Annotated in this window: 16 protein-coding genes and 1 pseudogene; 8 read left to right on the forward strand and 9 right to left on the reverse strand. The window is 67.6% G+C overall.

Annotation, left to right across the window (positions count from 1 at the left end; translation table 11 throughout):
* Window positions 1-53 precede the first annotated feature (53 nt).
* On the reverse strand, window positions 54-482 hold the full coding sequence (locus tag AWC08_RS32330; protein ID WP_069433721.1) for a PPOX class F420-dependent oxidoreductase: 429 nt from the start codon (window positions 480-482) through the stop codon (window positions 54-56).
* A gap of 53 nt (window positions 483-535) precedes the next feature.
* On the opposite strand from AWC08_RS32330, the gene AWC08_RS32335 reads away from it, so the two are divergent.
* The 3 genes from AWC08_RS32335 (at window position 536) to ilvA (ending at window position 4,362) form a co-directional block, all read left to right on the forward strand.
* Window positions 536-919 carry a MerR family transcriptional regulator gene (locus AWC08_RS32335; protein ID WP_174900799.1) on the forward strand — a complete coding sequence of 128 codons (384 nt, stop codon included), beginning with the start codon at window positions 536-538 and terminating at the stop codon, window positions 917-919.
* Window positions 920-1,159: 240 nt separating this feature from the next.
* Window positions 1,160-3,037 (forward strand): lysophospholipid acyltransferase, encoded by a 1,878-nt coding sequence (locus AWC08_RS32340; protein WP_065134040.1) that lies wholly within the window; start codon window positions 1,160-1,162, stop codon window positions 3,035-3,037.
* A 41-nt stretch (window positions 3,038-3,078) separates the two neighbouring features.
* A complete protein-coding gene (ilvA, locus tag AWC08_RS32345) occupies window positions 3,079-4,362 on the forward strand; it encodes a threonine ammonia-lyase (RefSeq protein ID WP_069433719.1) in 1,284 nt (427 codons plus the stop codon).
* 66 nt (window positions 4,363-4,428) lie between these two features.
* Here the strand turns inward: ilvA and AWC08_RS32350 are convergent, their stop codons facing one another.
* Window positions 4,429-5,073 carry a pyridoxamine 5'-phosphate oxidase family protein gene (locus AWC08_RS32350; RefSeq protein ID WP_069433718.1) on the reverse strand — a complete coding sequence of 215 codons (645 nt, stop codon included), beginning with the start codon at window positions 5,071-5,073 and terminating at the stop codon, window positions 4,429-4,431.
* 40 nt (window positions 5,074-5,113) lie between these two features.
* On the opposite strand from AWC08_RS32350, the gene AWC08_RS32355 reads away from it, so the two are divergent.
* Window positions 5,114-6,442 carry an aminotransferase class I/II-fold pyridoxal phosphate-dependent enzyme gene (locus AWC08_RS32355; protein ID WP_069433717.1) on the forward strand — a complete coding sequence of 443 codons (1,329 nt, stop codon included), beginning with the start codon at window positions 5,114-5,116 and terminating at the stop codon, window positions 6,440-6,442.
* 10 nt (window positions 6,443-6,452) lie between these two features.
* Here AWC08_RS32355 and AWC08_RS32360 read toward each other — a convergent pair whose 3' ends face one another.
* The 7 genes and pseudogenes from AWC08_RS32360 to AWC08_RS32390 form a co-directional block, all read right to left on the reverse strand.
* A complete protein-coding gene (locus AWC08_RS32360; RefSeq protein WP_065134036.1) occupies window positions 6,453-6,728 on the reverse strand; it encodes a hypothetical protein in 276 nt (91 codons plus the stop codon).
* Between the two features lie 149 nt (window positions 6,729-6,877).
* The gene (treZ, locus tag AWC08_RS32365; RefSeq protein WP_069433716.1) at window positions 6,878-8,608 is read right to left on the reverse strand and encodes a malto-oligosyltrehalose trehalohydrolase; all 1,731 of its coding nucleotides are present in this window, start codon (window positions 8,606-8,608) and stop codon (window positions 6,878-6,880) included.
* Window positions 8,601-10,901: a malto-oligosyltrehalose synthase gene (gene treY / locus AWC08_RS32370; protein ID WP_069433715.1), complete on the reverse strand. Its 2,301-nt coding sequence runs from the start codon at window positions 10,899-10,901 to the stop codon at window positions 8,601-8,603. Before treY ends, treZ begins: the two co-directional genes overlap by 8 nt.
* A gap of 3 nt (window positions 10,902-10,904) precedes the next feature.
* Window positions 10,905-13,100 carry a glycogen debranching protein GlgX gene (glgX, locus tag AWC08_RS32375; RefSeq protein WP_065134033.1) on the reverse strand — a complete coding sequence of 732 codons (2,196 nt, stop codon included), beginning with the start codon at window positions 13,098-13,100 and terminating at the stop codon, window positions 10,905-10,907.
* A gap of 40 nt (window positions 13,101-13,140) precedes the next feature.
* On the reverse strand, window positions 13,141-15,285 hold the full coding sequence (locus AWC08_RS32380; RefSeq protein ID WP_069433725.1) for an acyltransferase family protein: 2,145 nt from the start codon (window positions 15,283-15,285) through the stop codon (window positions 13,141-13,143).
* 372 nt (window positions 15,286-15,657) lie between these two features.
* Window positions 15,658-16,305: pseudogene (gene ripD / locus AWC08_RS32385) on the reverse strand (NlpC/P60 family peptidoglycan-binding protein RipD); the annotation flags it as partial.
* A gap of 326 nt (window positions 16,306-16,631) precedes the next feature.
* Window positions 16,632-17,051 (reverse strand): hypothetical protein, encoded by a 420-nt coding sequence (locus tag AWC08_RS32390; protein WP_065134066.1) that lies wholly within the window; start codon window positions 17,049-17,051, stop codon window positions 16,632-16,634.
* A 61-nt stretch (window positions 17,052-17,112) separates the two neighbouring features.
* On the opposite strand from AWC08_RS32390, the gene AWC08_RS32395 reads away from it, so the two are divergent.
* From AWC08_RS32395 to AWC08_RS32410, 4 genes are read left to right on the forward strand one after another with little or no spacing between them, the layout of a single operon-like run.
* The gene (locus tag AWC08_RS32395) at window positions 17,113-18,426 is read left to right on the forward strand and encodes an adenosylmethionine--8-amino-7-oxononanoate transaminase (protein ID WP_069433724.1); all 1,314 of its coding nucleotides are present in this window, start codon (window positions 17,113-17,115) and stop codon (window positions 18,424-18,426) included.
* A 6-nt stretch (window positions 18,427-18,432) separates the two neighbouring features.
* The gene (locus AWC08_RS32400; protein WP_069433713.1) at window positions 18,433-19,578 is read left to right on the forward strand and encodes an 8-amino-7-oxononanoate synthase; all 1,146 of its coding nucleotides are present in this window, start codon (window positions 18,433-18,435) and stop codon (window positions 19,576-19,578) included.
* The gene (bioD, locus tag AWC08_RS32405; RefSeq protein WP_069433712.1) at window positions 19,575-20,249 is read left to right on the forward strand and encodes a dethiobiotin synthase; all 675 of its coding nucleotides are present in this window, start codon (window positions 19,575-19,577) and stop codon (window positions 20,247-20,249) included. The genes AWC08_RS32400 and bioD overlap by 4 nt, the downstream gene beginning before the upstream one ends.
* Window positions 20,249-20,767, forward strand: coding sequence for a 2'-5' RNA ligase family protein (locus AWC08_RS32410; protein WP_069433711.1), 519 nt, complete (start codon window positions 20,249-20,251; stop codon window positions 20,765-20,767). Before bioD ends, AWC08_RS32410 begins: the two co-directional genes overlap by 1 nt.
* The last annotated feature ends 50 nt before the right edge of the window (window positions 20,768-20,817 follow it).

Consider the following 20,817-nt stretch of genomic DNA (forward strand, 5'->3'; position numbering starts at 1 on the left):
CACGTTCGGCGCCGGGTGTGCGCCTGGCATAACACTCGACGGCCTGGGTGCAGCTAGGCAGGGTCGACGCGGACGATGGCGCTGTCGGCCCACAGACCCCGGTCGCGTGCGCGTCGTAGCTTTTCGCGCAGCGGTAAGTCGCGGTGGACGTTCGTCACGCCCGGAATCTTCAAGAGCGGCACGATATTCCACTGCCAGCCGTAACGCCGGTGCAGCAGCCCGTTGGCGCGCAGCGCGTCGGCGCCGGACAGGATCGTGGCGCGACCGGGCGTCCACTGCGTGGCGCCGCGGCCGCGGTAGTCGCATGCGGCGAGTTGGACGTGAGATTGGGCTTTGAGCCGCTTGGTCTTTGGGCCCACCTTGGTGCGGAACACCAGCGCCTCGCCGTCGAACGCGAACCAGATCGGGGTGTCGGCGGGTGTGCCGTCGCGGCGGAACGACCGCAGCAGTGCGTATCGCGAATTTCCCAGGAATGTGTGCATGACCGACAGTCAACAACTTAGAGTTGACTCTAAGTCAAGCCTGGGAGGTGGCGATGCGCCTGACCATCGGAGATGTTTCTCGCCAAGCCGGGATCGCAGCGACCACGTTGCGCTACTACGAGCAGATCGGCTTGATTCCGGCACCCGCCCGCCAAGGTGGCCAGCGTCGCTATGACGACGCGGTGCTGGCACGACTGGAAGTGATCCGTCTGTGCAAGTCCGCGGGATTCGCGCTGGAGGAAATCCAGGTGTTGTTGGCCGACGACGCGCCCGGGCGCCCCGTCAGCCGTGCGCTGGGCCAGGCCAAACTCGCCGAGATCGACGCCCAGATGGCGTCATTGGCGCGGGCGCGCGAGGTCATCGAGTGGGGGATGCGGTGCACGTGTCCGTCAATCGACGCCTGCAGCTGCGGGATTCATCAGGCATTACCGGTTTGAGCGCGCCCGCGATGTCTGCCGCCGAGCGGGCAATCAGCTTCACGTTCGCTTTCGAGCGTGCGGCCAGCTTCACGCAGGGGCGCAACGTAGGCTCAACGACGGAAGCGGTCCGGTGCCTGAGAGTGTAAGACGCCAGGTAGGCCGCCGAGATTGAGGAGCTCTGCATGAGTGAACCAGTACCACCTATCCACGAGCACAGCGGCGCCTCTACGCCGCAGCCGGCCTGACGGGGGGAAGGCGATGACGGCACGCGAGGTCGGCCGCAGCGGAGTGCGAAAGTTGCTGCAGCGCACGGGATTGGTCGACGAATCGACTACGGCGTTGGGTACCGATCCGCAAGCGGTGACCCAACTGCTGGATGCCGATTGGTTCGGCGAGCGGCTCGAGGCGCTGGCCGAAGAGCTCGGGCGCGATCCCGAGAGCGTACGGGTCGAAGCCGCGGGCTATCTGCGCGAGGTGGCGGCCTCGCTGGACGAGCGCGCGGTGCAGGCGTGGCGCGGGTTCAGCCGGTGGCTGATGCGGGCCTACGACGTGCTCGTCGACGAGGACCAGATCGCGCAGTTGCGTTCGCTGGATCGGAAGGCGACGCTGGCGTTCGCGTTCTCGCATCGGTCCTACCTGGACGGGATGCTGCTGCCCGAGGAGATCGCGGCCAACCGCCTGTCGTCGGCATTCACTTTCGGCGGCGCTAACTTGAACTTCTTCCCGATGGGCGGCTTCGCCAAGCGCACTGGGACGATCTTCATCCGGCGCCAGACCAAGGACATTCCGGTCTACCGGTTCGTGCTGCGCGCCTATACCGCGCAACTGGTGCAAAACCACACCAACCTCACCTGGTCGATCGAAGGCGGACGTACCCGTACCGGCAAACTGCGGCCACCGGTGTTCGGCATCCTGCGCTACCTCACCGATGCCGTCGACGAAATCGACGGTCCGGAAGTGTATTTGGTGCCGACCTCGATCGTCTACGACCAGCTGCACGAGGTGGAGGCGATGACCACCGAGGCCTACGGCGCGACCAAGCGCCCCGAAGACCTCCGGTTCCTGGTCCGGCTGTCCCGCCAGCAAGGGGAGCGCCTAGGCCGCGCCTACCTCGATTTCGGCGAGCCGCTGCCGCTGCGCAAGCGCCTCGAGGAGTTGCGGGCCGACCCGTCAGGCACCGGGACGGTGGTCGAACGCATCGCCCTGGATGTGGAGCACCGGATCAACCGCGCTACCCCGGTGACACCGACGGCGGTGGTGAGCCTGGCGCTGCTGGGCGCCGACCGCTCGCTGTCCATCAGCGAGGTGCTGGCCACGGTGCGCCCGCTGGCCAGCTACATCAACGCCCGCAACTGGGCGGTCGCCGGTGCCGCGGACCTGACGAACCGCTCGACGATCCGCTGGACGCTGCATCAAATGGTGAATTCGGGAGTGGTGAGCGTGTACGACGCCGGCACCGAAGCGGTGTGGGGCATCGGCGCCGATCAGCATCTGGTCGCGGCGTTCTACCGCAACACCGCCATTCACATCCTGGTCGACCGAGCGATCGCCGAGCTGGCGTTGCTGGCGGCCTCGGAAAGCGCCGAGAACTCCGGAGACGGCTTGGTGTCGCCGGCGGCCGTGCGCGACGAAGCCCTCGGGCTGCGCGAGCTGCTGAAGTTTGAGTTCCTGTTCTCGGCGCGCGCGCAGTTCGAGAGGGAGCTGGCCGACGAGGTCAGGCTGATCGGACCGGTGGAGGACACATCCAAGGAGGTCGTCGCGGCCGACGTCCGGCGCCTGCTCGAGTCGGCGGATCTGCTGCTGGCCCACCTGGTCCTGCGTCCGTTCCTGGACGCCTATCACATCGTCGCCGACCGGCTCGCGGCGCTGGAGGACGAGGCCCTGGACGAGGAGGCGTTTCTCACGGAGTGCCTGGAAGTAGGCAAGCAGTGGGAGCTGCAGCGCAGGATCGCCAACGCCGAATCGCGTTCGATGGAATTGTTCAAGACCGCACTGCGGCTGGCTCGGCATCGTGAACTGGTCGACGGCCCGGATCAGGCTGACATCGCCAAGCTGCGCCGGGAGTTCGCCGACGAGGTTGCGACGGCGTGCCGACGTGTCAACGTGATTGCGGAACTGGCCCGGCGCCAGGAATAGCAGCTGAGACGCTGCTCGCGGCGGCATGGCACCATTAACCGGTGTCCGCCGAACTGAGCCAGAACCCTCGCGAGTTGCCGCTGTCCGCGGCTGACATCGATGGCGCGGCGAAGCGAATTGCTCCGGTGGTCACCCCGACGCCCCTGCAGTACAGCGACCGGTTGTCGGAGATCACCGGCGCGAACGTATACCTCAAGCGGGAAGACCTGCAGGTGGTGCGCTCCTACAAGCTTCGCGGCGCCTACAACCTGTTGGTTCAGCTTTCCGACGAGGAGCTGGCCGCCGGCGTGGTGTGCTCGTCGGCGGGTAACCACGCGCAGGGCTTCGCCTACGCATGCCGTTCGCTGGGGGTGCACGGCCGCATCTATGTGCCGGCCAAGACGCCCAAGCAGAAGCGCGACCGGATCCGCTACCACGGGCGGGAGTTCATCGAACTGATCGTGGGCGGCTCGACGTACGACCTGGCCGCCGCCGCGGCCCGCGACGACGTCGCACGCACCGGCGCCACGCTGGTGCCGCCCTACGACGACCTGCGCACCATGGCCGGTCAGGGCACCATCGCCGTCGAGATCCTGGACGCCCTGGGTGACGAGCCGGATTTGGTGGTGGTGCCCGTCGGCGGCGGCGGCTGCATCGCCGGCATCACCAGCTACCTGGCCGAGCGAACGTCGAACACCGCGGTGCTGGGTATCGAGCCGGCAGGGGCCGCCGCGATGATGGCCGCGCTGGCGGCCGGCGAGCCGGTGACTCTGGAGCACGTCGACCAGTTCGTCGACGGCGCCGCTGTGGCGCGCGCGGGGACGCTGACCTATGCCGCGCTGGCCGCGGCCGGGGACATGGTGTCGATCACGACGGTCGACGAAGGCGCGGTATGTACCGCGATGCTCGATCTGTACCAGAACGAGGGCATCATCGCCGAGCCCGCGGGCGCACTGTCGGTGGCGGGTCTGCTCGAGGCCGACGTTGAACCCGGCTCGACCGTGGTGTGCCTGATCTCGGGTGGCAACAACGACGTATCCCGCTACGGCGAAGTGCTGGAGCGTTCCCTGGTCCACCTGGGCCTCAAGCACTACTTCCTCGTCGACTTCCCCCAGGAGCCGGGCGCACTGCGGCGGTTCCTCGACGAGGTGCTCGGGCCCAACGACGACATCACCCTGTTCGAGTACGTCAAGCGCAACAACCGGGAGACCGGTGAGGCACTCGTCGGTATTCAATTGGGTTCTGCAGCGGATCTCGATGGCCTGTTGGGTCGCATGCGGGCGACCGAGATGCACGTCGAAACCCTGCTCCCGGGTTCCCCGGCCTACCGTTACCTGCTGCTCTGATGCCGAGCAGACGCTAAGACCCCTCATAATCGCGCAAAACGGGGGCCTTCGCGTCTGCTCGGCGGTTCACCGGAGATACGACGGCATCGGGGTAGCCGGGTCGAGGTCGCCGTCGGGAAGGGGAGTCCCGGCGGCCAGGCCCACCGGCACCACCCCGGCCCAGTAAGGCAAGGTCAGGTCTTCGGCGTCATCGGCTACACCCCCTTGGCGGACCTTGGCGGATACCTCGACCAGATCCAGCGCGAGCACCGCCGTCGCGGCGAGTTCACGGGCGTTCGGAGGTCGGCAGTCGTCGGCCCGGCCGGCCCGGATGTGGTCGAGGACCGCGTGCAGCGCCCGCTGTTTCTCGTCAGGATCATCAACAATGCGCGCAGTGCCGACCGCGACGACCGAGCGGTAGTTCATCGAGTGGTGCATCGCCGACCGGGCCAGCACGAGTCCGTCGATCAGTGTGACGGTGACGCATACCGGCATGCCGGACAACCGGGCCGCCAACATAGGGCCACTGCCCGAGGAGCCATGGATATAGAGCGTTTCGTCGATGCGCGTGTGGATGGTCGGCAGCACCACGGGACGACCGTCGCTGACATAGCCGAGGTGGCAGATCAGCGACTCGTCGAGGATCCGGTGCACGGTCTCCCGGTCGTAGTGCGCGCGATCCCGGTAGCGGGTCGGCGTCGTGCGTGGGGTGGGGTGATACGCCGTGTCCATCAGCTTGCCTTCGCTTTTGTCCTAGTACATAATAAACACCGTGCCAGTACGATACAGCATCACCGGGACGGGTGCCGAGTCGATTGCCGCGAGCATCGAAGAGGGCATCTCTGAGGGCGCCCTGGCGCCGGGTGATCCGCTGCCGTCGATTCGGGAGGTCGCGGCTCAACTCGGGGTCAACGCCAATACCGTGGCCGCCGCATACCGACTGCTGCGCGAGCGCGGGGCAGTCGAGACCGCGGGCCGGCGCGGCACCCGGGTGCGTAATCGACCGGCCACCACGCCGCGGTCGTTGCTCGGACTCGCGGTGCCCGAGGGCGCCCGCGACCTGTCGACCGGCAATCCCGATCCCACGTTGTTGCCCATCGCCACTGTGCAGTTGGCTCCGGGCAAGCAGGATCGCCCACTGCTCTATGGGCAGTCGGCGATGTCGGCGGAGTTGGTCGACCACGCCCGCGCGGACCTGAGCGCTGACGGGGTGCCGGCCGAGCATCTGGCGGTGACCAGCGGTGCGCTCGACGGTATCGAGCGGGTGCTCAGTGCCCACTTGCGCCCGGGTGACCGGGTTGCGGTCGAGGACCCGGGGTGGGCCAATCTGCTCGATCTCGTTGCGGCACTGGGACTTTCCCCCGAGCCGGTCAAGGTGGACGATGAGGGGCCGGTGGTGCTCAGCATGGCGCGAGCGCTGCGCCGCGGCGTTAAGGCTGTCATCGTCACCACCCGCGCGCAGAACCCGACCGGCGCCGCGCTGTCCAAGGAACGCGCCAAGGCGCTGCGCAGTCTGTTGGCCGCCAAGACCAGCGACGTGCTGGTCATCGAGGATGACCACTGCGCCAGAATCTCCGGTGTGCCGCTGCACGCCCTGGCCGGGGCGACGCGGCGCTGGGCTTTCGTCCGGTCGGTGTCCAAGGCGTACGGCCCGGACCTGCGCCTTGCCGTGCTGGCCGGAGACCGTAGGACCATCGAACGGGTGCATGGACGACTGCGGCTGGGGCCAGGGTGGGTGAGCCGGCTGTTGCAGGACCTCGCCGTGCGCATGTGGTGCGACGGCGCGGCGACCGAACTCGTCCACCAGGCCAGAGGGCGTTATGCCCACAACCGCGCCGCGCTGCGTGACGCACTGGCCGAGCGCGACGTAAAGGCGCATGGGCGTTCCGGGCTGAACGTCTGGGTCCCGGTGCCCGACGAGACGGTCGCCATCACCCGGCTGCTCAACGCGGGCTGGGCGGCCGCACCGGGAACGCGGTTTCGGATGGACACGCCACCGGGCATGCGCATCACCGTCGCAGATCTCAAGGACGACGAGATCGAGCCACTGGCCGACGCCATCGCCGAGGCTATCCATGGCACCGGGCCCGCCGGCGTGTGAGCGCGGGGCTTTAGACGAGCAGCCAGACGAACATCGTGACGTAGACGAGGAAGTGGGCCACCGACAGCGCCAGCGCGGCGATCGCCACGCCGCGACCTTCGCGGTCTCCGGACTCGGTGTGGGCCAGCGCGTTCATCGCGAGCGGGACGGTGACCAGTGCGGCCGGGACGAAGGGCAACAGGAATTGCAGGATGGCCACCGTCAGGCTGAAAACGGCACGGCGGTTGACGTTGCGCCGCTGCGGCGCAAAGACGGAGAAGGCCAGTGCCGGGCTGATGGTGGTCATGTCGGGAAGTACCTGCCCTCTCGCTCGTGGAACTTTTGTGACGACAGCGTCGCGCAGGGTGCTTGGAGGATCCTTGGAGACTTGCTGAGCAGACGCAAAAGCCCCGTGGAGCGTTCGCTCCACGGGGCTTTTGCGTCTGCTCGCGCGGGCTAGGCCCGGACTATTGCGAAGGAGTGTCCGGGGAGCTCGGTCGCCTGGTCGCCGATCTGCGGGGCGTCCCAGGCCGACACCAAGTCACCGCTGACCGGCACGGTCGCCGGCTCGGCGCCGAGGTTGCATGCGATGGCCAGCCCGCCGCGACGCAGCACGATCCAGCGCTGATCTTCGTCATAGTCGACGACGAGGTGGTCCAGCCACGGGTCGGCCAAGTCGGGCTCGGTGTGCCGAAGGGCGATCAGCTCCCGGTACACCGCCAGCAGCCTGGCGTGCTCACCGCCTAAAATCTCGTCCCACTTCAGTTTGGAGCGCTCAAACGTCTGCGGGTCCTGGGGATCCGGAATCTCATCGGCGTCCCAGCCGTGCTCGGCGAACTCCGCCTTGCGCCCATCCCGGGTGGCCTGTGCCAGCTCCGGCTCGGGATGGGAGCTGAAGAACTGGAACGGGGTGGACGCGCCCCACTCCTCGCCCATGAAAAGCATTGCGGTGTAGGGAGAACCGAGTACCAGGGCGGCTTTGACGGCCAATTGCCCCGGGGTCAGGTTCTGCGACGGGCGGTCCCCGAGGGCGCGATTGCCGACCTGGTCGTGGGTACATGTGTAGGCCAGCAACCGGGTTGCCGGGATCCCGGACTGCTCGGTGGTGTCCAACGGGCGTCCGTGCCTGCGCCGACGGAACGACGAGTAGGTGCCGGCGTGGAAGAAGCCGTGGCGCAGCGTCTGAGCCAGCGTTGCCACGGTCCCGAAATCGCCGTAGTAACCCTGCCGTTCGCCCGACACCGCGGTGTGGATTGCGTGGTGAATATCGTCGGCCCACTGCGCGGTCAGTCCGTAACCGCCTTGCTCGCGCGGAGTGATCAGGCGCGGGTCATTGAGGTCGCTCTCGGCGACCAGGGCCAGCGGCCGGCCCAATTGTCTTGACAGCCAGTCGGTTTCGGTAGCGAGCTCTTCGAGCAGGTGGACGGCGGTGAGGTCGACCAGCGCGTGCACCGCGTCCAGTCGCAGGCCGTCGGCGTGAAAGTCGCGCATCCACCGCAACGCACACCCGATGATGTAGCGGCGCACCTCGTCGGAGTCGGCGTCGGCGATGTTGATGCCCTCGCCCCACGGGTTGCTGGCCGAGGACAGATACGGCGCGAATTTCGGCAGGTAGTTACCCGAGGGGCCGAGGTGGTTGAACACCGCATCGATGAGAACCCCCAGACCCCTCGCGTGGCAGGCATCCACCAACCTGACCAGGCCGTCGGGACCGCCGTAGGGCTCGTGCACGCTGTACCAGAGCACGCCGTCGTAACCCCAGCCGTGGGTGCCGGCGAAGGAGTTGACCGGCATCAGCTCGACGAAGTCGACACCGAGATCCACCAGATAGTCCAGCTTGGCGATGGCGGAGTCGAAGGTGCCGTCGGCGGTGAAGGTGCCGACGTGCAGTTCGTAGATCACTGCTCCCTCCACTGACCGGCCGGCCCAGTCGCCGTCGGTCCACGCTGCCGTCGACGGGTCCCAGAGCTGGGAGCGCTCATGCACGCCGTCAGGCTGCCGGGGTGAGCGGGGGTCCGGGAACACGGTCGGGTCGTCGTCGAGCAGGAACCCGTAGCGGGCGTCCGGTGGCGCATCCACGTCGGCGTGCCACCAGCCGTCGTCGGAGCGGATCATGTCGTGCACGTCACCGTTGACGTCTAGGCGCACCAGCTCGGGTTTGGGCGCCCACACTTTGAATTCAGTCATCGAGACGCTCCAGCAGCACTACGGGCAAGTCGCCGAACAGTTGGGTGGCCGACGTCGGCCCGCTGGCCATGGCGCCGGTCAGCCGGTCGGTCCACGATCCTTCGGGCAGCGGCAACACCGTGTCGCCCCAGCCGGTATCGGCCAGGGCCACCGTCCAGCGGGTCACCGCCACCAGGATGCCGGGACCGCGGCGAAACGCCACGATGTGGTCGGCGGCCTGCCCGGCGGCCAGCACCGGTACGTAGTCGCCGTGCAGGAAGCAGTCCGGCCGTGAACGCCGCAGCCGCAGCGCCGTCGTGACGACGCGGATCTTGGGATGTTGCAACTCCGTCAACGCGCTGCGGCGGGTTGGGTAGTCGACTTCGCGTCGGTTGTCTGGGTCGACCAGGCTGTCGTCCCACAATTCGGTGCCCTGGTAGACGTCAGGGATGCCCGGCACGGTCAGTGCGAGCAGCTTCTGGCCCAGCGCGTCACTGGCGCCGTGCGGGTTGAGCTGGCCCACGAGCTTGGTCAATTCACCGGCCACCGGTCCATCCAGCACCGCGTCCAGCCACCGATGCACGGCCGCTTCGAACTCCGAGTCCGGGTCGTTCCACGACGTGTGCTGCGCCGCCTCCCGGATCGCCTTCTCGGCGTAGGCATGCAGCCGGTCGCGCAACTGGCCGGTGACCTCGCCGCTCACCGGCCAGACGCCGAAGATGTTCTGCCACAGGAACTGTCCGGTCGCGCGATCGGGGGAGGGGGCATGACTCTCCCAACGCCCGACGAATTCTCCCCACAGCGACGGCACCTGCGAGAGCACACCGATGCGGGCCCGGACGTCTTCGCCGCGTTTGGTGTCGTGAGTGGTCAGGGTCGTCATGGCTGCCGGCCACAGCCGCGCCCGGGTGGCCGAACTCTGATGGAACTCGGCGACGCCGACTCCGAACCGGTGCGGTTCACCGCCGACCTCGTTGAGTGACACCAGGCGGGCGTCGCGGTAGAACAGGCAGTCTTCGACCGCCTTCGCGGTGACCGCGCCGCACAACTGCTGCAGGCGGGTGGCGGGCTCACCGCCGTGCGCCAGCGCCGCCGCCACCACGGCCAGCGCCGGACCCAGATCGGGTTGCGCCGCCTCGGTTTTCGCCAGCGCTGCGGGCAGCATCGCCGACAATCCCAGGTAGTCGCAGCGGTAGACATCGATGTGGGTCAGTAACGCGGCCACCGCGTCGGGCAGTCGCGGGTCGTCGGCACCGGCGGTCGCCACGATGGCGCGCCGCAACCGGGCCAATTCGCTGGCCAGGGTGTCGGTCGCGGCACGAATCTTCAGCTGCGCCAACATCTCCGGCATCGCGCCGTAATCCACACCGGCGGACTCGACGAGTTCGGTCAGGGCGGCCGCCCCGCGCGGATCGACGAAGACCCCGCCCACTTCCCGCAGCACGTCGTAGCCGGTGGTGCCCGCGACCGGCAGGGTAGGCTCCAACGCCTCGTCGACGGCGAGGATCTTCTCGATCACGATCCAGGCGTCGGGTCCCACCAACTCGCGCAGCCAGATCAGATAGCTTGCCGGATCGGCCAATCCATCGGGATGGTCAATGCGCACCCCGTCGACGATCCCCGCGCTGAACCAGCGCCCCACCTCGGCGTGGCTGGCATCAAAGACGCTTCGATCCTCCTGACGCAACCCGGCCAATGACGTGATGGAGAAGAACCGGCGGTATCCGACGATCCCGTTGCGCCAGCCCACCAGACGGTAGTGCTGCCGCTCATGCACCTCCGGGCCGGGGCCGTCGCCGCTGCCGGGGGCGATCGGAAGCGCCAGATCACCCAGTCGCAACAGGTCGCCGTCCACGGTCAGATCGGCGACATCGGCGTCAGAGCCCAACAGAGGCAATACGATTCGTCCCGCGTCGTCCAACGTCCAGTCGATGTCGAAGAAGCCGGCGTATTCCGAGTCACGCCCGTGCCGCAGCACATCCCACCACCAGGCGTTCTGCGCCGGCTGGTCGATGCCGACGTGATTGGGAACCACGTCGATGACCAGGCCCATGCCGCGTGCCCGCGCCGCCTTTGACAGTCGCGCCAGCCCGTCGGGGCCACCCAGGTCAGCAGACACCGTGGTCGGGTCGGTCACGTCGTAGCCGTGTGACGATCCGCCGACCGCGGTCAGGATCGGGGACAGGTACACGTGGGACACCCCGAGTTCGTCGAGGTAGTCCAACAGGCCTTCGGCGTCGTCGAGGGTGAACGCAAAACCGCTAGACGCACCGCGAAGCTGCAACCGGTAGGTTGCTGATATCGGAAAGGTCATGTGTCACAACGTCTTACGCAAGATGAGGACAGAACGGCCGGGCAGGGCGACCTCGTCGCCCTCCTCGACCACCCGTTCGGCCACGCCGGTCGGGTGGGTCGTGTCCAGCTCTACTGTCCATTGCTGTGCATAGTCGCCGTGTGGCATGACAAAAGTGACTTCCTGATCGTGGGCGTTGAAGCACAGCAGGAACGAGTCATCGACGATGCGTTCGCCACGGCGATTCGGTTCGGGTAGGGCCTGGCCATTGAGAAACACCGCGATGCTCTTGCCGAAGTCGTTGTCCCAGTCCTGTTCGGTCATCACCTGGCCGGAAGGCGTCAACCAGGCGATGTCGTGACTGTCGGCTTCGCCGCTGCGGATGGGCCGGCCCTTGAGGAAACGACGCCGGCGGAACACCGGATGCTTCCTGCGCAGCCGGGTCACCTTGCGGGCGAAGGCCAGCTGGTCGGCGTTCTTCTCGACCAACGACCAATCCATCCAAGACAACTCGGAGTCCTGGCAGTAGACGTTGTTGTTGCCCGACTGGGTCCGGCCGATCTCGTCGCCGTGAGAGATCATCGGAGTGCCCTGGCTGACCATCAGGGTCGCCCAAAAGTTGCGCATCTGCTGGCAACGCAGGGCGATGATGTCCGGGTCGTCGGTGGGACCCTCCACGCCGCAATTCCAGGACCGGTTGTGGCTTTCGCCGTCACGGTTGTCTTCGCCGTTGGCGGCGTTGTGTTTTTCGTTGTAGGACACCAGATCTTGCATGGTGAAACCGTCGTGCGCGGTGACGAAGTTGATGCTGGCGCCGGGACGCCGGCCGGTCGCTTCGTACAGGTCCGACGACCCGGTCAGCCGGGAAGCAAACTCGCCTAGGGTTGCGGGCTCGCCCCGCCAGTAGTCGCGCACAGTGTCGCGGTATTTCCCGTTCCACTCGGTCCACAAACCTGGGAAATTTCCGACCTGGTAGCCGCCTTCGCCGACATCCCACGGTTCGGCGATCAACTTGACCTGGCTGACCACCGGATCCTGCTGAACCAGGTCAAAAAACGCTGACAGCCGGTCGACGTCATAGAACTCGCGGGCCAGGGTGGCCGCCAGGTCGAACCGGAAGCCGTCGACATGCATCTCCAGCACCCAGTAGCGCAACGAATCCATGATCAACTGCAGGGTGTGCGGGTGCCGAACATTGAGGCTGTTGCCGGTGCCGGTGAAATCCTTGTAGTGGCGAAGGTCACCGTCGACCAGGCGGTAATAGGCGGCGTTGTCGATGCCGCGGAAGTTGATGGTGGGACCGAGGTGGTTTCCCTCGGCGGTGTGGTTGTAGACGACATCGAGGATCACCTCGATGCCGGCCTCATGGAAGGTGCGCACCATCGCTTTGAACTCGGCGACGGCTCCGCCCGGTTTACGGGTCGCCGCGTATTGGTAGTGCGGGGCCAGGAAGCCGAATGTGTTGTAGCCCCAGTAGTTTCGCAGACCCAGGTCCACCAGCCGATGGTCGTGCAGGAATTGGTGCACCGGCATCAGCTCGATGGCCGTGACGTTCAGTGACTTGAGGTGGTCGATGATCACCGGATGCGCCAGGCCGGCGTAGGTACCGCGCAGCTCGTGCGGGATGCCTGGATGAGTCTGAGTCATCCCCTTGACGTGGGCCTCGTAAATGATCGTTTCGTGGTAGGGCGTGCAGGGCGCCCGGTCCGATGCCCAGTCGAAGAACGGGTTGATCACCACGCTGGTCATGGTGTGGCCCAGGGAGTCGACCATCGGGGGAGTGCCCGTTTCGGACGGGTCCTGGGCCGCCACCGCCAGGTCGTAGGAGAACAGCGCCTGGGTGAAGTCGAAGTCGCCGACGAACGATTTGCCGTATGGATCGAGCAGCAACTTGCTCGGATCGCATCGGTGGCCGGCGGCCGGGTCGAACGGTCCGTGCACCCGGAACCCGTAGCGCTGCCCCGGGGTCACCGTGGGCAAGTAGCAGTGCCAGATGTAACCGTCGACCTCGTCGAGATTGATCCGGGTCTCGCTGCCGTCCCGTTCGATCAGGCACAACTCGACCTTGTCGGCGACTTCGGAGAACAACGAAAAGTTGGTCCCGGCACCGTCGTAGGTGGCTCCGAGGGGAAATGGCGCACCGGGCCACACCGTCACCAATTCGGGTGAGCCATCAGCGCCGTCGTATGAACCTTCGTTCTCACGCTCCGTCGGCGGCATCACTAGACCTTATCCGTGTCGGGCATCCCCGGGTGGCGTGTCACCACCAACCGGTGACCGCGGCGATCTGCCGACCCAGCTCGGGGGCCAGCGTGCGCATGTAGGTCGGGGTCAAATGGTGCGGATCGCGGTAGATCAACACGTTTCCCTCGACCGCGCGACAGGTGTCGGGCCGGCAGATCGCGTCCGACAGGTCGATCGGCTTCAAGAGCGGGAACTGTGCGACGAAGTCCAGCGTGCCGTTGTGCTCGGACAGCAGATCCGAGCGCTTCACCCCACACGACTCGCCGTTGCGGGCCTTGGCCAGGCAGTCCGCTGGATTGAAAGGTTGACCGTCCTTGACCAGCCAGGGCGTATCGCGCACACCGAGGATTGGAATGTTGTTGTCAGACAACGTCTGCCATATCCCGATGTAGGTGGCGGGCATCACGTCACCGGACTTGATGTTCCAGGGCCGGGTCGAGGTGGTGAACACATAATCGGGACGATCGTTGACCAGCTTGGCCATCGTCGTCTCCACCCACTGCCGACACTGTGGGTAGGGCGCGTTGTTACCCATGATCAGCGGGACCTGCTCGGTGGACAGCGCGCAGCCCATCTTGAGGTAGGTCACCACCCTGAAGTGGTGCAGCCGGCCCAGCAGATCCAGCGCGGGCAACCAGTGTTCGGCGTGCGAGCCGCCGGCCAACGCAATCGTCCGAGGGGCGTCGGTGTCGCCATAGGTGCAGTTGACCACCGTCGGATTGACGAAGTCGCTGATGCACCCGTCCCTGGTGGATGCGGGAAGGTCTTCTTTGACTTCCAGCACGGTGGGCCGCATCCGCAGTTTGGGCACCCGCACGTGGTTGACCAACGCGCGAGCGCCCGGATAGTCGGCAGAACTCAGGCCGCTGAGCTCCTTGCCGCCGGCGCGCTCGGCGACCAGATGCTCGCGCCACGTGAATGACGTGGCCGTGAGGGTGACCCCCAGCAGCGCCACCACCGATCCCAGCGCGATCGTCGGTCGGCGCAACCGCAGTTGCCACGGCACCGGTGCGGCCGGCGCGGCCGATGCCCGGTAACGCAACGGGTCCTCGACGTGGCGGGTGGTGAGATACGCCAGCACGCCCGACACCAGCAGCACGCCGGTGCCCTCGAGGAAGTTGGCGTGGTGGTGACCGGTGTAGGAGAGCCAGAAGATCAGCAGCGGCCAATGCCACAAGTACAGGGAGTAGGCCATCGCCCCCAGCGTCACCAGCGGTCCGACGGCCAGCACCCGGTTGGGCAGGGGCATGCGGCCGCGGGTAGCCGGGTCGGCGGCCATGTTGGCCCCCGCCAAGATCATCAGCATCGCGGCGCCCACCGGGACCAGCGCCCACGGGCCAGGAAACTCCTTGACGCCGTCGATCAGGGCGCCGCACGACAGGATCGTCGCCAGCGCCACCGTGGCGACCGCCGTCCGCAGCCACATTGGCCACCGGACGTAGGGGACGACCGCGCCCACCAGCGCGCCCAATAGCAGCTCCCAGGCCCGGGCGAAGCTGTTGTAGTAGGCGGTCGCCTGGTACGCGTTGTGGGCGATGACCGCGTAGACGAACGAAGCGACCGTCAGCGCGCTCAGCAGCCCTACGAATACGGTCCGCAGGTGTCTGCCCAGTGGCTTGCGGAGCAGGTAGGTGAGGGCGGCGATCACCAGCAGGAACGCCACGTAGAACTGACCCTGCACCGACATCGACCAGATGTGCTGCAACGGGCTGACCGCTTCACCGGCGCGCAGGTAGTCCGCCGCCGAGTTGGCTAGTTCCCAATTCTGGTAGTAGCCCAGGCTGGCCAGGCTCTGATCGGCGAACGCTTCCCACCGGGTCTGGGGCTGGATCAGCACGGTGAGGAGCGCGCACGCGGCCAGCACCACCACCAGCGCCGGCAGTAACCGGCGGATCAGCCGAACCACCTCGGTCGCCGGAGACAACTTTCCGCCCAGCCCGGCCCGCAGCACCTTGCCGCCGAAGAAGAACCCCGACAACGCCAGGAACACGTCCACTCCGCCCGACACCCGGCCGAACCAGATGTGGAACACGGCAACCAGAGCGATTGCAATGCCACGCAGCCCGTCCAGATCGTGCCGGTAGAAGCCCGAGGAACGCGTGCCCATGCCGCCGGACTGCGCGGTGGCAGCCGGGCTCTGGGGCAGGGTCGGCGTCGGCATGGTCACCGCTAACTTACCGAAAACCGCCGCCTGCTCCTTTGCGGAGCAAGCGGCGGCTGTGAGGAGAACCTGGGGAGCTGCCCGGGTTTACCGCGGGGCGGTGACGGCAGGTGCCGGTTGCGCCGGCAGCAGCTGCAGCGGCGGCTGGGGCGTCGGTACCAGCGGGGCCGGCGGCTGGGGGATCACCTGCTGCAGCGGTGGCACCTGGGCCTGTTGCTGCAGCGGCGCCTGCTGGACCGGAGCCTGCTGGCCGGGAATCGTTTGGGCCGGAGCCTGCTGGCCGGGGATCGTTTGGGCCGGGGCTTGCTGGCCCGGGACGGTCTGGCCGGGGACGGTCTGGCCTGGGACGGTCTGGCCTGGGACGGTCTGGCCTGGGACGGTCTGGCCCGGGACGGTCTGGCCCGGGACTGCCTGAGCCGGGGCTTGCTGACCGGGCACCGTCTGGGCCGGGGCTTGCTGGCCGGGGACCGTCTGGGCGGGGGCCTGCGGCGCCGGCTGCACCGGTCCCGTCTGCAACGAATTGGTCCCCAGAATCCGCACCAGGTACGGCGCCATGCCGCTGCTGCGCACCGGCGAGACCTGCACGACGTCGCCGACCTCGAGCATCTGACCGTTGCCCAGGTACATCGCGACGCTCTGGGTGCCCTCGGGGCCGTAGAAGATCAGGTCAGCCTTGCGGGCCTGTTGCGGAAGAACCTTCTCGCCGACCCGGTACATCTGGCCGGAGGAGCGTGGCAGCTTGAGCCCGGCGCCGGCGTATGCGTACTGGATCAGGCCCGAGGCGTCGAAGCCGACGGTGTTGATGCCCGAACCGGTGCCCCGGGTGGGGCCGGTGACACCGCCGCCGGCCCACGAGAACGGGACGCCGCGTTGCGAGAGTCCGCGCGCGATCACCGTGTCGGCCACCTGTTGGTAGTCATTGCTGCGGGTGTAGGGATCTGCGGAGGCTATGCCCGCGGCAGTCGCCATCGGCGCCACGAACATCACCAGCCCGATCGCGAAGGCGTAGACGCGTTTCATTTCGTTCCCTCGTTTCCTGGGGCCCGGGTGGCCCCTCTGTGCCTCAGCGCGGTGACCGCGCGCATCCGCGCCGTTCAGTGCGAAGGGCCGCCTCTTCGGGGCCGAGCGCCGCTGGACTTGATGGTGTGAGGCCCTGGAGGGTCAGCCCGAGTGAATCACACCAGTCACTACAGACACTTTGACAACAGAGGTAAGTAGGCGCCAGAGCGGCGAAACATTATTTGTAGGACCGTGACCCGACGGTGATGGGGAGGATCAATCTCGTGATGGCAGTTGTGATTTCGGTCTCAAAGATGATGCCGCCGCGTGATGTTGCCCCGGCGACTTCAGCGCCCGAACGTGTTGCTGAAATCGGTCAGGGCGCGGCCCACTACCGAGGCGAGGCTCAGTACGGCCACCGCGACGATTGGCCAGAAGGACATGAACCAGCCCTTCACCAGCGACACGAACGGGCCCAGCAGGGCGGCGGTTCCGGCCGCCCCGATGCCGCCCCACACCAGTGGGTAGATGTAGTAATTGACGCCGAACGGCACCATCGGGCAGTCCTCGCCCTGGCAGACGTTGTCGGTGAAGGAGAACAGCCGGGTGGGCCAACTGGTCAGCGTCACCGCGGCGATCAGCAACCCCAGCAGCACGAACATGGTGACGACGTCCCAGGGGACCAGGCGCAGTCTGATCACCCGCGGTGCGGCCGCTTCCTTCTCCAGGTCCTTGCCCGTACCGCGGTACTGATCGGGTGCTGCCATGCCCTGCATGCTTCCCGATGAACGGGTTTTCTGCGACCGCAACCGACTAAGGTCGGCTTTCGTGGCAACGGGCGGACAGGCGAAACCCGGGTTGACGCCCGCGCAGATCAGCGCGATCGACGCCGCTCACTTGTGGCACCCCTACAGCACGATTGGTCGCGAAGCGATACCCCCGGTGGTGGCCGTGGCCGCCCGCGGGGCCTGGCTGACGCTGATCCGCGACGGCCACCCGGTCCAGGCACTGGACGCGATGAGCTCCTGGTGGACCGCGATCCACGGCCACGGTCACCCGGTTCTGGACGCGGCGATGACCGCTCAGCTGGGCACCATGAACCACGTCATGTTCGGTGGTCTGACGCACGAGCCGGCGGCCCGGTTGGCCCAGCTGTTAACGCAGATCACCCCGGCGGGCCTGGACACCGTGTTCTTCAGCGACTCGGGATCGGTGTCGGTGGAGGTCGCGGTCAAGATGGCGCTGCAGTACTGGCGCAGCCTGAACGAGCCGGCCAAGCATCGCCTGATGACCTGGCGCGGCGGCTACCACGGCGACACGTTCACGCCGATGAGCGTCTGCGATCCCGAGGGCGGCATGCACTCGCTGTGGGCCGACGTCCTGGTTCCGCAAGTGTTCGCGCCGCAGGTGCCACGCGCCTACGACCCGGCCTACAGCGCGGCGTTCGAGGGCCAACTGGCCGAACATGCGGCCGAACTGGCCGCCGTCATCGTCGAGCCCGTGGTACAGGGCGCGGGCGGGATGCGCTTCCACGACCCGCAGTATTTGTCGGACCTGCGCGACATCTGCCGTCGGCACCGGGTACTGCTGATCTTCGACGAGATCGCCACCGGCTTCGGTCGCACCGGTGAGCTGTTCGCCGCCGACCATGCCGGCGTCAGCCCGGACATCATGTGCGTGGGCAAGGCTCTGACCGGCGGATACCTCAGCCTGGCCGCCACCCTGTGCAGCACCGATATCGCGCACGCCATCAGCGCCGGTACCGCTGGCGCCCTGATGCACGGGCCCACGTTCATGGCCAATCCGCTCGCCTGCGCGGTGTCGGTGGCCAGCGTCGAGTTGCTGCTGAGTCAGGACTGGCGGTCGGGAGTTGCCGGGCTCGCCGCCGGCCTGGCCGCTGGTCTGGAACCGGCCCGCGCGCTGCCCGGAGTCGCCGATGTTCGGGTATGCGGCGGCATCGGTGTGATCGAGTGTGAGCGGGCGGTGGATCTGGCGGTGGCGACGCCCGCGGCGCTGGACTGTGGGGTGTGGCTGCGCCCGTTTCGCAACCTGGTCTACGCGATGCCGCCGTATGTCTGCACGCCCGACGAGATCGCTCAGATCACCTCGGCGATGGTGCAGGTGGCGCGGCTCGTAGTCTGATCAGCGATGAAGTCAACCGAGACCTCTCCACTGGCCTGGCTGGAAGCGGTGGAGACGCAGCGTCGCAAGGCCGGGCTGCGCCGCTGCCTGCGGCCGCGGCCCCCGGTGAGCACCGAACTCGACCTGGCCTCCAACGACTATCTCGGCCTGTCCCAACATCCCGCCGTCATCGAAGGCGGCGTGCAGGCACTGCGGGTGTGGGGGGCCGGCGCCACCGGTTCGCGGCTGGTCACCGGAGACACCGAACTGCACGCGCAGTTCGAGGCCGAACTCGCCGACTACGTCGGCGCCGCCGCGGGTCTGGTGTTCTCCTCGGGCTATACCGCCAACCTGGGCGCCGTGGTCAGCCTGTCCGGTCCCGGCTCACTGCTGGTGTCCGACGCCTACTCGCACGCCTCGCTGGTCGACGCCTGCCGCCTGTCCCGCGCCCGGGTAGTCGTGACGCCCAGCCGAGACGTCGCGGCGGTGGAGGCGGCGCTGGCGTCGCGCGACGAGGAGCGCGCGGTCGTCGTCACCGACTCGGTGTTCAGCGCCGACGGCGCGCTCGCCCCGCTGCGCGAACTGCACGACGTGTGCCGTCGGCACCGGTCGCTGCTGATCGTCGACGAGGCACACGGCCTCGGTGTGCGCGGCGGTGGTCGCGGCCTGCTGCACGAGGTCGGGCTGGCCGGCTCGCCCGACGTGGTGGTCACCACGACGCTGTCCAAAGCGCTGGGTAGCCAGGGCGGTGTGGTCCTCGGACCGGCCGAGGTGCGGGCTCATCTGATCGATGCGGCGCGGCCGTTCATCTTCGACACCGGGCTGGCGCCGGCCGCGGTCGGTGCGGCGTTGGCCGCGCTTCAGCTCCTCAAGGCCGAACCGTGGCGGCCTTCCGCGGTACTCGGCCATGCCGCCGAACTGGCCCGGGTATGTGGCGTCCTTGAGGTTCCGCAGTCGGCGGTGGTGTCGGTGATCCTGGGCGACCCGGAGGTCGCGCTGGCCGCGGCGACGGCCTGCCTCGAAGCCGGGGTCAAGGTGGGCTGTTTCCGGCCCCCGACGGTGCCCGCTGGCACATCGCGGCTGCGACTGACCGCGCGTGCTTCCCTGAGCGCCGACGAACTGGAGCTGGCGCGGCGGGTGCTCACCGACGTGCTGCCCGCCGCCCGCCGTTGACCGTCCTGCTCGTCACCGGCACCGATACCGGCGTTGGAAAGACGATCGCGACCGCCGCGCTGGCGTCCTGCGCCCGCCAACTCGGCGTCGACGTCGCGGTCTGCAAGCCCGCCCAGACCGGCACCGCCGACGGTGACGACGATCTCGCCGAGGTGGGCCGGCTGTCCGGGGTGACCTCGCTCGCCGGCTTGGCGCGTTACCCGCTGCCCATGTCGCCGGTGGCCGCAGCCGAGCAGGCTGGGATGGCGCTGCCCAGCCGCGACGAGGTGTCGGAGTTGATCCGTGGGCTGGACAGTCCGGGGCGGTTGACGCTGGTCGAGGGGGCCGGCGGGTTGCTGGTCGAAATCGCCGCCGGTGGCGTCACCCTGCGAGACCTGGCAGTGGAGCTCAAGGCGGCCGTGCTCGTGGTGGTCAGAGCCGGTCTGGGCACCCTCAATCACAGCGCGCTTACTGTGGAAGCGCTTGCCGCACGAGACGTTCCATGCGCCGGGTTAGTGATCGGCAGTTGGCCAGCGCAGCCTGGACCTATCGAGCGCTCCAACCGGGCTGAGTTGGCCCGTATGGCGCCCGTCCGGGCGGTGTTGCCAGCTGGCGCCAGTGCCACCGGAGACTTCGCGGCAATGAGCGCGGCCGTTTTCGACGCCGACTGGGTGAGGTCTCTGGTGGACTGATGGCGCATTCCATCGAGCTGCTTTTCGACCCCGACACCGAGGCCGTCCTGCGGCGCATGTGGGACGACCTGGGCGCACTGAAAAAGGCCGGCCTGCCCATCCGCATCCCCCCGGGCCGTCCGCACGTGACGGTCGCGGTGGCTCAACGCATCGCCCCCGATGTCGACGAGCTGCTGCTTCCCGTGGCGCGAGAGTTGCCGTTGCGCTGCGTGATCGGCGCTCCGGTGTTGTTCGGCCGGGCGAACGTCGTGCTCACCCGGTTGATCGTGCCGTCACGCGAGCTGCTGGATCTGCATGCCGAGGTGCACCGGCTGTGCGGTCCGCATCTGCTGCCCGAGCCGATGCCCAATAGCCTGCCCGGGCACTGGACGGCACATGTCACGCTCGCCCGCCGGATGGATGCTGCGCATCTCAACGCGGCGCTGGCCATCGCGGGCCGGCCGGCGCAGTTCGAGGGTCAGTTCACCGGTTTACGCCGCTGGGATGGTGACCAGCGCGTCGAGTACCAGCTGGGTTAGACCCAAATGCCGCGCAGTTGGTGTTGGCGCTGTGTCGTCAACCGTCGAGG

Origin of the sequence: Mycobacterium gordonae (assembly GCF_002101675.1) — a bacterium.
Classification (GTDB): Bacteria; Actinomycetota; Actinomycetes; order Mycobacteriales; family Mycobacteriaceae; genus Mycobacterium; species Mycobacterium gordonae.

Excerpts from the sequence above, each read along its gene's own strand:
- AWC08_RS32410 (WP_069433711.1), top strand. The coding sequence starts at position 20,249 with ATGGCGCATTCCATCGAGCTGCTTTTCGACCCCGACACCGAGGCCGTC.
- AWC08_RS32330 (WP_069433721.1), bottom strand. The coding sequence starts at position 482 with ATGCACACATTCCTGGGAAATTCGCGATACGCACTGCTGCGGTCGTTC.
- AWC08_RS32390 (WP_065134066.1), bottom strand. The coding sequence starts at position 17,051 with ATGGCAGCACCCGATCAGTACCGCGGTACGGGCAAGGACCTGGAGAAG.
- treY (WP_069433715.1), bottom strand. The coding sequence starts at position 10,901 with ATGACCTTTCCGATATCAGCAACCTACCGGTTGCAGCTTCGCGGTGCG.
- treZ (WP_069433716.1), bottom strand. The coding sequence starts at position 8,608 with ATGACTGAATTCAAAGTGTGGGCGCCCAAACCCGAGCTGGTGCGCCTA.
- AWC08_RS32350 (WP_069433718.1), bottom strand. The coding sequence starts at position 5,073 with ATGGACACGGCGTATCACCCCACCCCACGCACGACGCCGACCCGCTAC.
- glgX (WP_065134033.1), bottom strand. The coding sequence starts at position 13,100 with ATGCCGCCGACGGAGCGTGAGAACGAAGGTTCATACGACGGCGCTGAT.
- AWC08_RS32335 (WP_174900799.1), top strand. The coding sequence starts at position 536 with ATGCGCCTGACCATCGGAGATGTTTCTCGCCAAGCCGGGATCGCAGCG.
- AWC08_RS32400 (WP_069433713.1), top strand. The coding sequence starts at position 18,433 with ATGAAGTCAACCGAGACCTCTCCACTGGCCTGGCTGGAAGCGGTGGAG.
- AWC08_RS32360 (WP_065134036.1), bottom strand. The coding sequence starts at position 6,728 with ATGACCACCATCAGCCCGGCACTGGCCTTCTCCGTCTTTGCGCCGCAG.
- AWC08_RS32380 (WP_069433725.1), bottom strand. The coding sequence starts at position 15,285 with ATGCCGACGCCGACCCTGCCCCAGAGCCCGGCTGCCACCGCGCAGTCC.
- AWC08_RS32340 (WP_065134040.1), top strand. The coding sequence starts at position 1,160 with ATGACGGCACGCGAGGTCGGCCGCAGCGGAGTGCGAAAGTTGCTGCAG.